This is a genomic window from Deinococcus puniceus, assembly GCF_001644565.1.
GTDB lineage: Bacteria > Deinococcota > Deinococci > Deinococcales > Deinococcaceae > Deinococcus > Deinococcus puniceus.
Genome location: NZ_CP011387.1, coordinates 558733 through 575365, shown reverse-complemented (window position 1 = coordinate 575365; position 16633 = coordinate 558733). Strand labels below are relative to the sequence as shown.

The window sequence follows — 16633 nt, the reverse complement described above, 5'->3', positions numbered from 1 at the left end:
CCTGTTCAAAAAGGCGTGGCAGCATATCTTCCGCTGCAACGCCCTCATCTTTTCCCACTCCCTACAACCCACTTCCCGCCCAAAGCGCCTACCTATGCCGCGCGATATCCCGCAAATGGGCCTGATAATCGGCGTTCACGTAAATTTTGCCGTCCAGTCCGTGCAAAAAGTACACGGCGTCGCGGCCATCGGGGAGTTTGCGCTCTGAACTCAGCACCGACAACAGCGCGGCCTGACCGGGGTTATTGATCGGGCCAGCGGGCAACCCCTGCCGCGTGTAGGTGCTGTAGGGCGTGTCTTTGGTAAAGTCTCCGGCGCTGCGGTCTAGTTCGGGCAGGTCTTTGCCGAGGCCATACGCGACGGTGGGATCGCTGCCCAGCGCAATGCCGTCGCGCAGGCGGTTCAGGAACACTCCGGCAATAATGGGCATTTCGGCGTTGTTGGCGGCCTCGGCCTGCACCATGCTGCCCAGAATGACCCAGTCGCGCACGCTGAGGCCCAGCGCCTTGGCTTTGGCGACGTTGGCGGGCGTAAATTCGGCGTTCATGCGGGCCACCAGCGTCTGTACGATCTTGCGCGGCGTTTCTGCGGGACGGAATTCGTAGGTGGCCGGAAACACGAAGCCCTCTAGGTTGGTATTGGCATACGGACTCAGCGCCGCATTGTTCAGTTCGGCCCGAATCGCCGCCGCGTCGAACCCTGCTTTGGCAAAAATGGCGGGCAAATCCTTGATGCGCCGTCCTTCCGGAATAGTGACATTGACGGTGGGAATGCGGGCCGGGCCAGCCAATTTGTCGGCCACTTGCTGCAAAGTCAGTGTACCGCTGAGGTCGTAAAACCCTTCTTTCAGGCTGCCCGCCGTGCCGTCTTGCCGCATCACGAAGCGCAGAGCTTCGGCGTTTTTGATGATGCCCTTGTCTTGCAGGGTACGGGCAATGCGCGGCAGACTGTCGCCGGGCTTGATTTCCAGCGTGTAGGCCGCGCCCCCCGCAGGCGCGAGCAGGCTGCGGAGATACAGGAACGCGCCGCCTGCGGCCAAGAGCAGCAGCAGCACGAACACCAGCACCAGCCACACCCACACGGGCGTTTTGCGCTTGCCGAGGCGGGTCATGGCGTCACCGCCAAGGCAGCGGCGGAAGTCACGCCCACCGATGCCAACCTCGCCCGCAGGTCATCGTCGGCAGGCGGCCTCGCCCCGAAGCGCGACACCACCCAGCCGCCCACCTGTGCGCCCAGTTCGGCGGCCCGCACCGCGTCACCGTGCGCCAGCCATCCGGCCAAAAATGCGCCGCCGAAGCTGTCGCCTGCGCCCGTAGCGTCCAGCAGATGATCGCGGGTGGCGGAGACGCGGGTTCGGGGCTGGGTGGGGCCTTCCAACAGTGCCCCTTCCTCGTCCAGTTTCAGCACCACCAAGGCGTTCGGGTAGCGGTGCCTGAGCCAGGTCATCGCCCGTTCGGGATCGCTCTCGTGGCTCATGGCGCGGGCCTCGTCGTCGTTGGGGAAAATAATGTCGAAGGGGATGTTGTCCACGATTTCCAGAAAGTTCTCGCGGCCCATCTGCTGAATCATCTGAAAGCTGCCGGGATCGAGGCTGAGGGTGGCTCCGGCAGCTTTTGCCAACCGCGCCGCTTCGAGGGCCGCTGCACGCGGCGGGTCGCGGAACAGGCTCCACGCCGTCAGGTGCAGGTGGCCCGCCGCCCGCAGCACGCTTTCAGGCAGTTCTTGCGGCAACAGTTCCCAGTCTGCACCTTGCCCGGTCAGCATGGCCCGCTGGCCGCGCTGGTCGATCAGGGCCAGAATGACGCCTGTGCGGTGCTGCCCACTGAGGGTAAGTTCGGGCTGCACGCCCTCGGCCTCCAGATCGGCGGTGGCCAGTTCCCCAAATCGGTCACGGCCAATTTTGCCCACGAAGGTGCTGGGGTATCCGGCCCGCCGCGCCCACACCGCCACGTTTGCCGCGCTGCCGCCGCCCAGCAGTTCCATGCGGCCTGTGGTGTCGCCGCCCGGCTGCAAGATGGTGTCGGGTTTGGCCAGCACGTCCCAAGCGAGGTCGCCCAAGGAAACGAGGGGGCCACGCGCCGAGAGAGAAGAAGAGTGCGTCATGAATGCGGGAAGCATACCGTTTGGCAGCGGGGGCGGTCTGTAGGCGGCACAAACAAGCGCGGGGCCGCCCCACTCGGCGTCAGGCTTCCGTGGGCATGGTCTGGAGCGCCCGGAACGCCAGCAGCGTGGCCGCCACGTCCAGAAGGCCCGCCACCCCGTACACCACCTGACTGGTGAGGTTGGGCTCAGAACTGAACCCGGCGGTGGGCACGACATTGACCACTGTCATGGCAACGGCGAGGGCCGCCGACAGGTTCAGCCAGCCCAGCAACCGTTCGCGGCCCAGTGGGTCAGCGGGGTTGGGTGCCAAGCGTGCAAGGCTGCCGTACATGGCGTTACTGGCAAAAATCGCCGCGCCCCACACCGTCAGCAGGGCGGTCAGGGCCACCGGATTGGCCTCCGAAGATGAGGTGTTGACGACGCTCAGCACGGTCAGGAACCAGAGCGAGAGCCGGAGCGCCGTGAGCCAAGGAAACGCAGCCCGCAGTGCCCGGAGTTGGCCCGCACCCGGCGCAACTGGCCCCGGCAAGGGTTCAGTCGAAATGGCCTGCCCCAGCGTCACGCGGGCAAACGTGGCCGTCCACCACCACATCACCAGCGCGGCGAGGAAAGAATCGAAGGCGCTGAGCCAGACCAGTTCATCCAGCCCGCCCGCCGCATTGCCGCGCCACAGCACATAGGCCACCAGACCGAACAGAGAAGCGACCTGCACCCACAACGCCGCCAGCGCCAGCGAACGCCAGCGGGGAGCGTCGGCGTTTGGCGCGGGCTTGGGAATGGGGGCGTGCATTTCGTCAGCCATGATGGGGAACAGGGAGTGGTGAGTGGTCAGTGGTGAGTGGGAAAAGCGTGGGGAGCCAGCAAACCTGTTTAACGCTCATTCGGCCAGCTTTTTCAGCAGTTGGTCTCGCACGACTTCGGGTTTGGCTTGGCCGCCCATCGCTTTCATAATGGGGCCGAACAGGGCGTTGGCGGCTTTGGCATTTCCGGCGCGGAACTGTTCCACGGCTTTGGGATTGGCAGTCATGGCCGCGTCTATGGCAGCGTCTATGGCTCCGGTATCGGTGACCACCGTCAGCCCGCGCTCCTGCACCAGCGTTTCGGGATTCTGGCCCGCCATCACGTCGGGCAGCAGGTCTTTGGCAATCTTGCCGCTGATGGTTCCAGCGTCGATCAGGCGCACGAGCGCGGCCAGATGCGCGGGCTGAAGCGCCGTGTCCCGAATGCCCTGCTCACTGGCCGCAAGAAATCCAGTGACTTCGGTGAGCAGCCAGTTCGACAACCGCTGTGCATCTGGTGAAGGGTTCTCTGACAACGCTTCGTCATAAAAGCGGCTGAGGTTCACATCCAAGCTCAGGGTGTCGGCGTCGGCCTCGCGCACGCCCGCTGCGACATACCGCGCCCGCTTTTGGGCAGGCAGTTCCGGCATCCGCGCCCGCACCAGCTCTATCCAGTCCGGCGTGATGTCCAGCGGGGGCAGATCGGGCTCCGGAAAGTAGCGGTAATCGGCCTCGCCCTCCTTGGTTCTCATCAGGAAGGTTTTCTGGCCGCCTTCATCCCAGCCCAGCGTGTCTTGGGTAATGCTGCCACCGCCGTCCAGCACGCGGGCCTGACGCGCCGCCTCGTAGTCGATGGCGCGGGCCACGCTGCGAAACGAGTTCAGGTTCTTCACCTCTACTTTGGTGCCCCAAGGCGTTCCCGGCTTATGCACACTGATATTCACGTCGCAGCGCATCTTGCCCTCTTCCGGCGTGGCGTCCGAAACGCCAAGGGCCTGCGCGATGGCCTGCACCGCCTCTAAGAAGGCGCGGGCCTGCTCCGGCCCCTTAATATCGGCCTCCGTGACCATTTCGATCAGGGCCGAGCCAGCGCGGTTCAGGTCAAGCAGGCTGTAGGGCGCGTAGGTAGGGTGCATCAGCTTGCCCGCATCGTCCTCCAAGTGGGCGCGGGTAATCCGCACACGCCCGCCCTCTACGTCCAGATAGCCGTCCCGCGCAATCGGGCGGTCATACTGCGACAACTGAAAATTCTTGGGGGAATCGGGGTAAAAGTAGTTTTTCCGGTGAAACTGCGTAAAGCCCGACACGTCGCAGTTGAGGCCGAGGCCGAACATCATGCCCAGTTCTACGGCCTCACGGTTGAGGGTGGGCAGCGCACCGGGCAGGCCCAGCACCATCGGGTCAGTAAATTCGTTCGGCCCCGCGCCGTGGTAGTCGGCAGGACACGCCGTAAAAATCTTGGTGCGCGTCCGCAACTGCAAATGCACCTCTAACCCGATCACTGTTTGGTAGCCCGACCCGTTTACACCCGACACCTGAGACATATGGGGCGCAGGATAGCGCGGGGCGGGGGAGGGGCAACCGCTCAGTGAATTTGGATGTGGATTTGCTACACTTTCCAACCGGAAGGTTGAGTCCTGAAGATCGGATGCCACATCTCAAATCTGACTGCACTCCCAGTTTCATCTGCCGAACATTTATGACCCAATACAAACTCGCCCCAGAAGAAATAGAACTGTTAAAATCAGCAGCCAGTACTCTCAAAGTCAATCTATCCAAAATCGAGACGGCAGCCAACACAGACTCAACTGATTTTTTGGAGCTGATCGACGATGTGTTCGCCCCATTCTACCAATCTCTGTATAACATCATTATGTCTTCCCAATTAAACAGAGGCCCAACACAGCCCCCACCGCTTGATTCAACTTCTTATATTGACTACGCCAAAGACATCTTAGACCTAAGAAGCGCTACGACGGGCATGATTAATACATTGAGCAGCAGCTCTTCATTAACAAAATCAAGAACTGAGTTTCCCAACGAAGAAATGGGGGAGGTTTGCTTTACTCTTGCCCGCGTTCTGTGGCATTTAGCAGACTTTCAATTCCCCACCAAAGGGCGTTTTCAAAAAGAAGGTCAAGCTCTTTCTCTATCGCTTGATGGGGAAGAGGTTCATTTGAAGCGGTCTAGTCCTCTAGGTAGCCCCGTCTAATCAGACTCTCTCCTCTCTCCGTCAGTGTCAGGCCCAGCTCTCCCCCACTTGCCCGGAAGCCCAACGACTCGTACAGGGCGCGGGCTTCCGGCGTGGTGCCGAGGCTGAGGCGCGAGATGCCCCGGCATTGGGCAGCGTTCAGGCAGGCCAGCACGGCGGCGCGGGCGTGGCCTTGTCTGCGGTGGTCAGGGTGCGTCCACACGTTCACGATTCGGCCCCGAAACGGCTGCGGATCGCCCCGCGTCGGCCCCCATTCCAGCAGGGTCAGGCCCGCACCGGAGATGACTGTTTCCCCATCCAGCACCATCAGGAAGCCCAGATACTTGCCGTGCTGTAGGGCTGTTTCTACCCACGCCGCATATATGGGCCGCTCCTGCGCGTCGGCCTCGGCAGGAAAGCGGTGCAGCGCGATGGTGGGGGCGTTGGCAGGCAGGGCGGCGCGGAGCATGGGCAGAGGCTAGCAAGCTGCAGGGGCATGTCAAACTGGCGGCATGACCGAACAGCGAGTCCAGATCAGCGGGCGGATTGGTGGCCTCGCTCAAGGCTATGACGTGCAGGCCGACTGGAACGGCTCGGAGCTGCATGGGCGCATCGGCGGACGCTTCGAGGGCAAGGATATTCGCCTGACCTTGAAGGGCGAGCGGGTAGACGGACGGATCGGCGGACACTTCGGCGGCTTCGATGCCAACGGCGAACTCTCGGCCAACCGCGTACACGTGCGGCTAGGCGGGCGAATCGAGGGCGACGATCTGGACTTAACGCTGGAAGGCTCGCAGATTCACGGGCGGTTTTCGGGGCGCGTGATGGGGAAAGATGTGCGGCTCCACGCCAGCGGAACCAGCCTGAGCGGACGCATTGGCGGCGTGGTGGACGGCAAAGACGTGCAGCTCAGCTTTGGCGCGGCTCCGGTGTTGTTGGCGGCCCTGAGTGCCGTGTGCGCCTATAAGGCTCTGGAAGACCAGCAGGCGCAGGACAACAGCGGCGCGGCTTCGTCGTCGGCCTCGTCTTCCTAGCGCAAACCGCCTGAGCGACAGCTTTTGACCCCGATTCTCCAGCAAGCCGCACATTCCGCCCACAAGGTGCGTGATACCTTCCCCCCAACATGACTGCACCCCAAACGACGGCAGGGATGGCGCACGACACGGCACTTCAGACTCCCGCAGCGCAGACGCTGAAAGAACTGCTCCAGACGCCCGCGTTTCAGGGCCGTTCCCCATTTGACGGCGTGCGGCGAGGTGTGCATGACGAGGTACGCGACAACCTGAAGCGCAAATTACAGAGCGGTGAAGAACTGTTTCCCGGCGTGGTGGGCTACGACGACACCGTGATTCCCCAATTGGTGAATGCGCTGCTGGCCCGCCAGAACTTTATTTTGCTGGGCTTGCGCGGCCAAGCCAAGAGCCGAATCCTGCGGGCCATCACGGGCCTGATGGACGACTTTGTTCCGGTCATTTCGGGCGTGGAAATGCCTGACGATCCCCTGAACCCGGTGGGTGCAGAAGGCCGCGCCCTGCTGGAAGCGCACGGGCTGGACTTGCCCATTCGCTGGCTGCCCCGCGCTGACCGCTACGTAGAAAAACTCGCCACGCCCGACGTAACGGTGGCCGACTTGATCGGTGACGTCGATCCGATTAAAGCCGCCCGCCTCGGCACCAGCTTGGGCGACGTGAGAAGCATGCACTTTGGCCTGCTGCCCCGCGCCAACAGAGGCATTTTTGCCGTGAACGAGTTGGCCGACCTTGCCCCCAAAGTGCAAGTCGCGCTGTTCAACATCCTTCAGGAAGGCGACGTGCAGATCAAGGGCTACCCGATTCGCCTAGAGCTTGACGTCATGCTGGTGTTCTCGGCCAACCCGGAAGACTACACGGCACGCGGCAAAATCGTGACGCCCCTGAAAGACCGCATCGGCAGCGAAATCCGCACCCACTACCCCACCGACGTTCGCCTCGGCATGAATATTACGGAGCAGGAAGCGGTACGCGGCGAAGACGTGACCGTGCCCGGATTCATGGCCGAACTGATCGAGGAAATCGCGTTTCAGGCCCGCGAAGATGGCCGCGTAGACAAGCTGTCGGGTGTGTCTCAGCGCCTGCCGATCAGCTTGATGGAAGTGGCGAGCGCCAACGCCGAACGCCGCAGCCTGACCGGAGACGGCCAACCGGTGGTGCGGGTCAGCGACGTGTACGCGGGCCTTCCTGCCATTACGGGCAAGATGGAACTGGAATACGAGGGCGAGATGAAGGGGGCCGATCAGGTGGCCCGCGACGTGATTCGTAAGGCCGCCGGAGCCGTGTACGCCCGCCGCCACGCCAGCGCCGACACCCGCGATCTGGAAAAGTGGTTTGAAGACGGCAACGTGTTCCGCTTCCCTCAGGGCGGCGACCCCGCTGCGGGCATGAAAGCCACCGCACAAGTTCCCGGCCTGCGTGACCTCGCCGTAGAAATTGCCGACAGCAACAGCGACGCCGTGCGGGTCAGCGCCGCCGAGTTTATTCTGGAAGGGCTGTATGGCCGCAAGAAATTGAGCCGCGCCGAAGAAACCTACGCCGCGCCGGAGCAGGAAACCCGTCAGCAGCGGGGCGGACGCTGGAACTGAGCAAAGTAAAACTGTCCTGACCTTTCAAGGCCCCTGCCATACACCCTGCCCTTCATGGAGCGTGGTGCGCGGCGGGGGTTTTGCTCTGCCGTCCAGCGGGCCAAGTACGATGGGGCGTCTTCCCTATTTCGCTCACCTGCCCCGGAGGTTTCGTCATGCCCGACATTCGCCGCCTCGCCTTCCTGTTGACTGCACTTGTCACCCCTCCGGCTCTGGCCCCACTGGCTTTGGCACAGGGCACACCTGCTGTGACACCCCCTACAACTGCTCCACGCGCCATTTTGTTCCGGCTGGTAGAAAATACGGCTGCGATTACGGGCACGCTGGACGGCCCCACCGCTGCACGCCGCTGGACGCCCGGAGAGTCGTTGGGGCCACTGGCACGCCAACAAATAGAGGCGACGGTGAAGGCAACTGCGCTGGGGCCAACGGGCAAACTAGGTGCGGCCACAGTGGGCGGGCGAATCGAAACCAACGATCCCTGCGACTGGGTGCGCGATACCCGGTACCTGACCACCGTAAAGACCGTGTTTCCGGCCCACGCTCTGAGTGCGCCGTGGAATCCGGTGCCGCGCCCGATTACCGCGCTGCCACTCAACAGCGCTCCCTACCTTGCCATCGTGGCTGCCGAACTGAAAAAACGGGGCCTGACTGCCGCGCCGCGCCTCGTGCAACTGCTCCGCACGGACTTGGACGGCAATGGACGGGACGACATTTTGATGGTGGCCGCCAGCGATCCGGTCACTTTTTCAGACGGCGTGATGAGTACGCTTTACGCCGAACGTGCTGGGCAATACTCGCTGGTGCTGGTGCGCGAAGCTCTGCCCGGCGGCGTCAAAACCAGCGTATTGGGCGAACGCATCTTCAAAACAGCGCCCGCCGCCGACGCCTTTCCCAGCGTGCTGACCCAGCGAATCGGCGCGGTGGCCGACCTGAACGGCGACGGTAGCATGGAGGTGCTGGTAGACGACTACGTACACGAAGGAGAAGGCACGACGGTCTGGCAAAGCCGCACGGGGACTGGGGGCATGCAGAAGGTGCTGGAATGGGGCTGCGGGGTTTAGGTAGGCTGTAGGAGAACTGCTCTCAATCCCGTCCTACAGCCCCTAATACAACTTGCCCAGCACGTCATCCTTCATCACAAAGCTCTGCTCTTTGGTCGGAAACTGCCCGGCCCGGACTTCGGCGGCATAGGCCGCAATGGCTTCGCGGGCGTCCCGTCCCAGTTCGGCATAGCGCTTAGCCAGCTTCTTTTCGTCGCCCTCGTAGAGGCCCAGCAGGTCGTGGTACACCAGCACCTGACCCTTGCAATGCACGCCCGCGCCGATGCCGATGGTGGGCACGGTCAGGCGCTCGGTGATCAGGCGGGCCAAACGGGCGGGAATGGCCTCCAGCACTACCGCAAAGGCTCCGGCGTCCTGCAAGGCTTGTGCGCCGTCTACGGTGCGGCGGGCGCTTTCCTCGTCTTTGCCCTGCACCTTCAGGCCGCCCTGCGCGGTGGCGGTCTGGGGCATCAGGCCCACGTGGCCCATCACCGGAATGCCGTTGCGGCTCAGCACGCGCACCACGTCCAGCACCTCGGGGGTGGCCCCTTCCATCTTCACGGCGTCGGCCCCCGTTTCCTGAATCACGCGCACGGCGGCCCGCATCGCGTCGGTGACTCCGGTGTGGTACGTGCCAAACGGCAGATCTACCACCAAAAAGGTGGCCTGCGCTCCCCGGCGCACGGCGCGGGCATGGTGAATCATGTCGTTTAGTGTCACGGGCGCGGTGGAGTCGTAGCCCAGCACCACGTTGCCGAGGCTGTCGCCCACCAGAATCAGATCGGCCCCGCCCCGCTCGGCGTGTATTCCGCCGGGATAGTCGTAAGCCGTGACCATCACCAGCGGTTCGGCGGCGGTCATCAGGTCGGGCACACTGCGTTTCATGGGATTACGTTAGCAGGGCGTGAGTGGCAGGGCGTGTCAGGGTCAAGGGTCTAAACACAGCAAAGGCTGGGGCGGGAACTGTTGCACACAGCATCGCCCCCGCCCCAGCCCTTCGACCTCGGAACTCTTAGACCGCGTCCCCTTACCCCTTGATGACCTCGCCGTACTGCCCCAGCACCAGATAGATGATCCAGCCTGTGACCGCCACATACAGCCAGACTGGCACTGTCCAGCGCACCCATGCCCGGTGTTTGTTGAAGAAGCCACGGGCAACGGGCGCGTCGATATTGCTCAAATTTTTGGCGGCCTTCAGCCCCTTATAGGCGTTCCAGAGGGCACCCAAGGCCAGCGGCAAGTTCAGGGTGGCCAGAATGATGTGGCTGATCAGCAGCACGTAATAGGCCGTGCGCCACGTGTCGGGGCCTGCGTATCTCTTTTCGTAGCCGAGGCCGAGGCGGGTCAAGTACAGCACCAGAAAAATGGTGGCAAAGCTACTGGCCAAGATCATGGCCCGCATATGTGCTTCGCGGTTGTGATTGCGAATAAAGAACACGCCAAAGCAAAGCGCGACGCCGCTGAGGACGATGGTAATGACCGCCCACTGGTTGATAGTTTCCGCCATATTGCCTTGGACTATAGGCGCAAGGGGCCGGGGCGAGTGTCCATCGGGGGGCACGGGTGGGTTTGGTCTAAACTGACCGCCCAGCTCAGCTATAGTTGATTCGATGCCAGACAGCGTGAGGGAAATTCAGCTAGATCTGACTGACAGCATAGTTCGCATGAGGCGACAGGCCATCACAATCATTCTGCCCCTTCTTTGCCTGCTGGCAGTTGCGACTATCATCATCACCGATGACGGCTTAAGCCACCACGTCTATAATCTGCCCATCTATGCAGTTTGCGCGGTGTGGTATGCAGGTTCTTGGGTCGCCATCAGAATGTATCCAACTAGTGAAGTTCCATATATTATTACGTTTATTGGATGCGCTTTCCCTATTGTTACAAAGTTAATTACACTCCTCCTATTCTCGACAGGGGATTATTTTTCTATTGGCGTTATGGAGCATTTGATGTGGCTTTATGCACTTCTAATTTTCGCTCTGATCAATAGTACACTCGTTTTCTACTGGCGATATTCATTGTTTCTCATGGCCACACTGTCACTTATAAGCCTGATCTATATGATCAATAGTCTAATTACCACAGAAGCGATTCCAAACCTAATGGCTCTTATACAGCTTAATTCTGTTGGGTGGATTATTTTGATTGGATCTAAGGGATACATGATGAAAAAGGAGATACAGACAGCGCATATCACCAAAATGGCTACGCTTGAAAGAATCGCACATACTGATATCCTAACCGATCTGCAGAATAGACGCTATTTAGAACATTATCTACAAGATTTTCTGGAACATCCTCAGTCTAATATCTTAGCCCTCCTTTTTATTGATATCGACAGTTTCAAGCTAGTGAACGATACGCTGGGCCACACCAAAGGCGACGATTTGTTAAAGCAGGTGGCCCAACTGCTCTTGAAGTTGTCGGGGCCACAGGCAGTAGTGACTCGCCTGAACGGAGACGAGTTTGTGGTGGTTTTGCCAGAGATGACAGGAGAAGATGCCGAATTGCTGGGGCAGCAGATCCTCGATCATCTTCAGACCGATGGCTTGGAACTGGGGGCAGAATTCAATCACTTCCGCCTTACGCTCAGTATCGGTATCAGCGTTTACCCTGAAGACGGCCTGACGAGTGAAGAACTCCTGCGTCATGCAGACAGTGCCATGTTTGCTGTCAAGCGCAACGGCAAGCAGAATGTCCGCCGCTACAACACTGCCGACGACGCCGACACGGAATACAGGCAAGAACTGGCCCGCGAGTTGGCTGGAGCCTTGGAGCGGCAAGAGATTTCACTGGTCTTCCAGCCCCTCTACAATCTCAAAACCGGCGAACTCGTGAAAGCGGAGGTGCTAATGCGCTGGCATCATCCCGTTTTCGGCTGGGTTTCACCGGCTGCCTTTATTCCGGTGGCCGAACAGAGCGGCCTGATCAATGCACTTGGCCTGTGGGCTTTGCAGCAGAGTTGCGGCTATGCGCGTCTATGGCCCGACGTCACGCTGTGTGTCAACGTGTCCGTATTGCAACTACTTCAATCTAATTTTGCCCAGCAGATCACCGAACTCCTGAACGAATATGACCTGCCCGCCCGCCGCCTAGAGTTGGAACTGACCGAAACCACGCTGATGCAGGACAATTCCAGTACTGTGGAGGCTCTCCATGCGCTTAAAAAAACGGGAGTGGGCCTGACCATCGACGATTTTGGCATCGGGTATTCCAACCTCGCCCGCCTGCGCACCTTACCTGTCAGGACACTGAAGATGGATCAGAGTTTCACGAGGCATCTGGCCGGATCGGAACTCGATCAACGCTACGCGCAGGGCATGATCAATGCTGTGGTGCAGGTCAGCGCAATCGCGGGGCTACACGTCACCGCTGAGGGCATCGAAACCTTCGAGCAACTGCAAACCGTCCGCGCCCTCGGTTGTCACAGCGGGCAGGGCTACTTTCTGGCCCGGCCATGCAACGCGCAGCAGTTTGAGGCCATGCTCCGCAACCCGATTCCGACGTGGGCTACAGCCTGACCGTGCTTGCCCAGTCCGGCCCACTGCGGTCACACACAATCCCAGTGATCGCTGTTTCCTGACCCGCCGTTTCCTCAAATTGTACTTTGATACCTAAATGACTTTATGGTAGAGCTATACCCTGAATGTGGCATGGATTCAGATGATAAGAACAGGCTAAGCGTGATTGCGGATCTCGCCAACGCACGGCGGCGTGCCTTGGTAATAATGATGCCTTTCATTGTGATAGCATCTGTTTTCGCTTATTATGTAACAGACGATTCACTCGTGTATCATATGTATAATGCACCCCTTCATTTTTTGTTGAGTTTCGCTTATTCGATCTGCGGAATTTTAATGTATATAAAATGGCGAGGAGAAGTACCATACATAATATTCGCCTACGTAGCAATACTTTTCATTTTATCAAAACTTGTCATTTTAACTCTATACACCCCTCCGCAATACCTAGCCTATGGAGTTTCCGAGTTCATCATCTGGATCTACCCGACCGTCACTTATCTCCAGCTCAACAGCCTCCACTCATTTTAATGGAAGATGTCTACCTTCTTGATGGCTATGACAAGTCTTATCAGTGCAGTCTACTTGATTACTTGGATAGAAGATGTAAATCTGGGCTCGGCGACTGTAACTCTACTACAACTCAATCTGAGTGCATGGATTATCGTACTTGCTTCAAGAGGATATATCATTCAGAAGCAGGCTTATTCACAACAAATGGAGCGCCTCAGCGTCCTAGAAACTCTGGTTTATAACGATTTTTTAACTGGCCTGCACAACCGTAGATACTTAGAGAAGTACCTCGAAGATCAAATTTCCAAGCTCCCCCAGGAACATCTATCGCTCATATTCATAGATTTAGACAATTTCAAATTAATTAATGACAGCCTGGGGCACGAGCAGGGCGATGAAATTCTTAAACAGGCGGCAAGCCTCTTCGTTTCAATGAGCAAACCTCAGATGATTGTCACCAGACTCAATGGAGACGAGTTTGTCTTGGTCGTGCCTTTCGACACTGGGGAGCAGGCAGAATATTTTGGCCGCACTATTTCGGAGCGGATGCATAGGGAAGGACTGACGCTCACACCGGATCTGAACCGCGTTCACATGACGCTCAGTATTGGCATCAGTGTCTATCCCACCGACGCTCAGACTCCGAAAGAATTGTTGCGCCATGCCGACAGCGCCATGCTGGCAGTAAAGCGCTCTGGCAAGCAAGGGTTCAAACGGTATAACTCGGCAGATGACGACGGAACCGAACATCAACAACGCATCGTTCATGACCTGGGTGGAGCGTTGGAACGAAATGAGATCTCTATCCTCTTTCAGCCTATTTATGACTTGAACAGCGGCACACTTAAAAAAGTAGAAATGCTGATGCGCTGGAAGCATCCCACGTTGGGTTTCATCTCGCCTCAGGTGTTCATACCGCTGGCCGAACAGTTTGGGCTTATCGTTCCCCTAGGCCAATGGGCCATCAAACAGAGCTGCTTTTTTGCCGGGCAGTGGGAAGGCCTTCAAATTTGCGTCAACGTTTCAGCACTTCAGTTGTCTCAACATAGTTTCGTACAGGAATTGGCACATGCGCTGGCCGAATACCAAATCAAACCGTCGCAGTTGGCCCTAGAGATAACCGAAACACTGGTGATGCAGGACAATCCCCACACAGACCGCATCTTGCAGCAGATCAACGAGATGGGTGTAGATCTGATCGTGGACGACTTTGGAATGGGCTACTCCAACCTGAACCGCCTCCGAACTTTACCCATACAGGCTCTGAAAATAGACAAGAGCTTTACGGCCAATGTGATTGGTTCGGAAACCAGACACCTGTATGCAAAGCAGATGGTGAATTCTACCGTGAGCCTGAGCAGTATTGCCCACCTGAAAGTGACGGCAGAGGGCATAGAAACCAGAGAACAACTGGGCATGATGCAGGCTTTAGGCTGCCACTTCGGTCAGGGCTACCTGTTCTCCGCGCCCTGTACTGCCCAAGAAATTAATGCCCTGCTGCTGCATCCGCCTGCTTTTGGCCTGCCAGGCCCAGACGCCCGGTAGGCCCAAGACCCAGAGGCGCAGGAACCGAGGCCCAAAGAAACCGAACGCTGGGCAGGTAAGGGACAATCTTCTACCGGGTGTGGCGCATAGAATAGCGGGTGCGTGGCGCGTGGGGCCGACGGCCTCGGGTCTGGAGAGCAGGCGCGGCCAGAAGGCGCAAAAGGGACGGTGGAAGAATGAGCAGCACCTTGGCAGTTTCCCGTGCGGGCGCATGGTTGCCCCGGCTGGCCTGGGCCGCACTGGCCTACAACATCTTGGTGATCTTGTGGGGCGCAGTGGTGCGTATCACGGGTGCGGGCGCGGGCTGCGGCGAACACTGGCCGCTGTGCAACGGCGTAGTGGTACCGCAAGACCCCAGTGTGCATACCCTCATCGAACTGAGCCACCGCCTGACCAGCAGCCTCAGCGGGCTGATTGCCATCGTGCTGGTGGTCTTGGCCTTCCGGGTTGCGCCCAAGGGCCACATGGCGCGGTTCGGCGCAGTGCTGAGCCTCGGCCTGATTATTCTGGAAGGCTTGGTGGGCGGTGTGCAGGTGCTGTTGGGCCTGACCGCAGACAGCACCGATCCGGCACGGGGGCTGGTACAAGGGATCCATCTTTCCAACACGTTTTTGCTGCTGGGAGCGCTGCTGCTGACTGCGCTGTGGGCATCCGGCGGGCCGCGTCTGAGGCTGCGGGGACAGGGCGCGGCAGGTTGGGCCAGTTTCGCGGGGTTGGGGCTGCTGCTGGTGCTGGGTGCGGCGGGCGCAGTGACCGCACTGGGCGATCTGCTGTTCCTGCCCGCCGATGGCAGCACCCCGATTGCCACCGTCAAGCGTGACTTTGCGGCGACGGCCACCGTCATAGAAAATCTACGAATCATTCACCCTCTGCTGGCGATCCTGACCAGCGCCTACCTCGTGTGGCTGGGCGTGTTGCTGCGGCGGGTGCGGCCTAACGCAGAAGTGAACCGCTGGAGTCTGGTGCTGTGGGGCCTGCTGGGCGCACAAATGGTGGCCGGATTCGCCAACATTGCCCTGAAAGCGCCGGGCTGGATGCAACTCACGCACTTGCTGCTGGCCTGCATCATGTGGCTGGCGACGGTCATGCTGACTTACCGGGCGCTCACGGCGCTCAGCGTCGCCCCCGCTCCGGCGGCTCTGTCCCCTTCCCCTTCTGCCAACCGAACCACTCCCAAAGGACGCAATGCGTGACTGCCCTAACTGATTCTGCCGCCCCTGCCCGCGCTACCTGGCGCGATTACCTCTCGCTGACCAAACCCAAGGTCATCAGCCTGCTGCTGTGGACGACCCTGACCGCGATGGTGATGGCGGCACGGGGGTGGCCGGGCCTGTGGCTACTGATCGTGGTGGGCTTGGCGGGCTATATGTCGGCGGGTTCGGCGGGTGTATTCAACATGATCATTGACCGCGATATAGACCTGAAGATGGCCCGCACCGCCCAGCGCCCAGTCACCAACGGCATGATTTCAGCCCAAAACGCCGCGATTTTCGGCACCACCTTGCAAGTCCTGTCGTTCGTGATGCTGTGGGTCTGGGGATCGCCGCTGGCCGCGTGGATGAGCCTCGCCGGATTCCTGACCTACGTGGTGGTCTATACGCTGTGGCTGAAGCGCACCACTTGGCACAACATCGTGCTGGGCGGGGCCGCCGGGTGCTTTCCGCCGCTGGTGGGCTGGGCCGCCGTGACCGGAGACCTGAACCTGTTCGCGTGGTTCCTGTTCGCCATCATCTTTTTCTGGACACCCGTGCATTTTTGGGCGCTGGCCCTGATGATCAAAGACGAATACCGCGAAGTCGGCATTCCGATGCTGCCTGTGGTGCACGGCGACAAACTGACGGTGGCGCAGATCGGGCTGTACGCCATCTATACGGTGGTGCTGTCGGTCATGCCCGTGTTCTTCCGCGAAGTGGGCGCGATCTATTTCATCTCGGCGGCGATGCTGGGCGGCCTGCTGCTTCAGCGTTCCTGGGTGCTGTACAAGCACGTGATGGCCGGAAACGCCGTGGAACGCCGCGTGGCCGTGCCGCTGTACCTGTATTCCATGCTGTATCTGGCGCTGTTGTTCGTGGCAGGAGCGCTAGACCGGGTGGTGTTCGCGCACCTGCTGTAAGACCAAAGGCTTGAACGTGGATCGTGGAATCTAGATCGTGGGCTGATCTTCTTCTACGATCCACGTTTCACACGCTGTGTTTTTGCCTTCCCACCGACTCCTGACCTCTCCCCACTCACGGCTTTCAGGACACATGACTCCCCCTCCACCTGATCTCATACCTATTGGCCCTGACCGATCGGTAGAATGCAGAGGAAGAGAG

General features: G+C 59.7%; 15 protein-coding genes. 8 read left to right on the top strand and 7 right to left on the bottom strand.

What is annotated here, in order from left to right:
- Positions 1 to 88: 88 nt before the first annotated feature.
- The 4 genes from mltG to gatB form a co-directional block, all read right to left on the bottom strand.
- Positions 89 to 1111: an endolytic transglycosylase MltG gene (mltG, locus tag SU48_RS02630; RefSeq protein WP_064013894.1), complete on the bottom strand. Its 1023-nt coding sequence runs from the start codon at positions 1109 to 1111 to the stop codon at positions 89 to 91.
- The gene (locus SU48_RS02625; protein WP_064013893.1) at positions 1108 to 2103 is read right to left on the bottom strand and encodes a carbohydrate kinase family protein; all 996 of its coding nucleotides are present in this window, start codon (positions 2101 to 2103) and stop codon (positions 1108 to 1110) included. The genes mltG and SU48_RS02625 overlap by 4 nt, the downstream gene beginning before the upstream one ends.
- A 79-nt stretch (positions 2104 to 2182) precedes the next feature.
- Positions 2183 to 2905 (bottom strand): hypothetical protein, encoded by a 723-nt coding sequence (locus tag SU48_RS02620; RefSeq protein WP_064013892.1) that lies wholly within the window; start codon positions 2903 to 2905, stop codon positions 2183 to 2185.
- 75 nt (positions 2906 to 2980) lie between these two features.
- Positions 2981 to 4426, bottom strand: a complete 1446-nt coding sequence (gene gatB, locus SU48_RS02615; RefSeq protein ID WP_064013891.1) for an Asp-tRNA(Asn)/Glu-tRNA(Gln) amidotransferase subunit GatB — start codon at positions 4424 to 4426, stop codon at positions 2981 to 2983.
- A gap of 155 nt (positions 4427 to 4581) precedes the next feature.
- On the opposite strand from gatB, the gene SU48_RS14060 reads away from it, so the two are divergent.
- Positions 4582 to 5094: a hypothetical protein gene (locus tag SU48_RS14060; RefSeq protein ID WP_157451057.1), complete on the top strand. Its 513-nt coding sequence runs from the start codon at positions 4582 to 4584 to the stop codon at positions 5092 to 5094.
- Here SU48_RS14060 and SU48_RS02610 read toward each other — a convergent pair.
- Complete coding sequence (locus tag SU48_RS02610) at positions 5069 to 5542, bottom strand: GNAT family N-acetyltransferase (protein ID WP_064013890.1); 474 nt, start codon at positions 5540 to 5542, stop codon at positions 5069 to 5071. The two genes, SU48_RS14060 and SU48_RS02610, sit on opposite strands and share 26 nt — an antisense overlap.
- Positions 5543 to 5585: 43 nt before the next feature.
- Between SU48_RS02610 and SU48_RS02605 the strand changes: the two genes are divergently transcribed.
- The 3 genes from SU48_RS02605 (at position 5586) to SU48_RS02595 (ending at position 8754) form a co-directional block, all read left to right on the top strand.
- Positions 5586 to 6107 carry a hypothetical protein gene (locus SU48_RS02605; protein WP_064013889.1) on the top strand — a complete coding sequence of 174 codons (522 nt, stop codon included), beginning with the start codon at positions 5586 to 5588 and terminating at the stop codon, positions 6105 to 6107.
- A gap of 89 nt (positions 6108 to 6196) precedes the next feature.
- A complete protein-coding gene (locus SU48_RS02600; protein ID WP_064013888.1) occupies positions 6197 to 7690 on the top strand; it encodes a sigma 54-interacting transcriptional regulator in 1494 nt (497 codons plus the stop codon).
- A 155-nt stretch (positions 7691 to 7845) separates the two neighbouring features.
- Complete coding sequence (locus tag SU48_RS02595; RefSeq protein WP_064013887.1) at positions 7846 to 8754, top strand: hypothetical protein; 909 nt, start codon at positions 7846 to 7848, stop codon at positions 8752 to 8754.
- Between the two features lie 42 nt (positions 8755 to 8796).
- On the opposite strand, the gene panB is transcribed toward SU48_RS02595, so the two are convergent.
- Together panB and SU48_RS02585 are read right to left on the bottom strand one after the other, a co-directional pair.
- Entirely contained in the window at positions 8797 to 9618 is an 822-nt protein-coding gene (gene panB / locus SU48_RS02590; protein ID WP_064013886.1) for a 3-methyl-2-oxobutanoate hydroxymethyltransferase, read from the bottom strand.
- Between the two features lie 142 nt (positions 9619 to 9760).
- On the bottom strand, positions 9761 to 10240 hold the full coding sequence (locus tag SU48_RS02585; protein WP_064013885.1) for a DUF420 domain-containing protein: 480 nt from the start codon (positions 10238 to 10240) through the stop codon (positions 9761 to 9763).
- Between the two features lie 103 nt (positions 10241 to 10343).
- Here SU48_RS02585 and SU48_RS02580 point away from each other — a divergent pair, with 103 nt between their 5' ends.
- From SU48_RS02580 to SU48_RS02560, 4 genes are all read left to right on the top strand, one after another.
- Positions 10344 to 12260, top strand: coding sequence for a putative bifunctional diguanylate cyclase/phosphodiesterase (locus SU48_RS02580; protein ID WP_082869632.1), 1917 nt, complete (start codon positions 10344 to 10346; stop codon positions 12258 to 12260).
- Between the two features lie 558 nt (positions 12261 to 12818).
- Entirely contained in the window at positions 12819 to 14318 is a 1500-nt protein-coding gene (locus SU48_RS02570) for a putative bifunctional diguanylate cyclase/phosphodiesterase (RefSeq protein WP_197474675.1), read from the top strand.
- A 176-nt stretch (positions 14319 to 14494) separates the two neighbouring features.
- A complete protein-coding gene (locus tag SU48_RS02565) occupies positions 14495 to 15511 on the top strand; it encodes a COX15/CtaA family protein (protein WP_064013881.1) in 1017 nt (338 codons plus the stop codon).
- Complete coding sequence (locus SU48_RS02560; RefSeq protein ID WP_064013880.1) at positions 15508 to 16431, top strand: heme o synthase; 924 nt, start codon at positions 15508 to 15510, stop codon at positions 16429 to 16431. Before SU48_RS02565 ends, SU48_RS02560 begins: the two co-directional genes overlap by 4 nt.
- The last annotated feature ends 202 nt before the right edge of the window (positions 16432 to 16633 follow it).

Excerpts from the sequence above, each read along its gene's own strand:
- SU48_RS02580 (WP_082869632.1), top strand. The coding sequence starts at position 10,344 with ATGCCAGACAGCGTGAGGGAAATTCAGCTAGATCTGACTGACAGCATA.
- mltG (WP_064013894.1), bottom strand. The coding sequence starts at position 1,111 with ATGACCCGCCTCGGCAAGCGCAAAACGCCCGTGTGGGTGTGGCTGGTG.
- SU48_RS02620 (WP_064013892.1), bottom strand. The coding sequence starts at position 2,905 with ATGGCTGACGAAATGCACGCCCCCATTCCCAAGCCCGCGCCAAACGCC.
- panB (WP_064013886.1), bottom strand. The coding sequence starts at position 9,618 with ATGAAACGCAGTGTGCCCGACCTGATGACCGCCGCCGAACCGCTGGTG.
- gatB (WP_064013891.1), bottom strand. The coding sequence starts at position 4,426 with ATGTCTCAGGTGTCGGGTGTAAACGGGTCGGGCTACCAAACAGTGATC.
- SU48_RS02605 (WP_064013889.1), top strand. The coding sequence starts at position 5,586 with ATGACCGAACAGCGAGTCCAGATCAGCGGGCGGATTGGTGGCCTCGCT.
- SU48_RS02585 (WP_064013885.1), bottom strand. The coding sequence starts at position 10,240 with ATGGCGGAAACTATCAACCAGTGGGCGGTCATTACCATCGTCCTCAGC.
- SU48_RS02565 (WP_064013881.1), top strand. The coding sequence starts at position 14,495 with ATGAGCAGCACCTTGGCAGTTTCCCGTGCGGGCGCATGGTTGCCCCGG.
- SU48_RS02595 (WP_064013887.1), top strand. The coding sequence starts at position 7,846 with ATGCCCGACATTCGCCGCCTCGCCTTCCTGTTGACTGCACTTGTCACC.
- SU48_RS02610 (WP_064013890.1), bottom strand. The coding sequence starts at position 5,542 with ATGCTCCGCGCCGCCCTGCCTGCCAACGCCCCCACCATCGCGCTGCAC.
- SU48_RS02600 (WP_064013888.1), top strand. The coding sequence starts at position 6,197 with ATGACTGCACCCCAAACGACGGCAGGGATGGCGCACGACACGGCACTT.
- SU48_RS14060 (WP_157451057.1), top strand. The coding sequence starts at position 4,582 with ATGACCCAATACAAACTCGCCCCAGAAGAAATAGAACTGTTAAAATCA.
- SU48_RS02625 (WP_064013893.1), bottom strand. The coding sequence starts at position 2,103 with ATGACGCACTCTTCTTCTCTCTCGGCGCGTGGCCCCCTCGTTTCCTTG.
- SU48_RS02570 (WP_197474675.1), top strand. The coding sequence starts at position 12,819 with ATGACAAGTCTTATCAGTGCAGTCTACTTGATTACTTGGATAGAAGAT.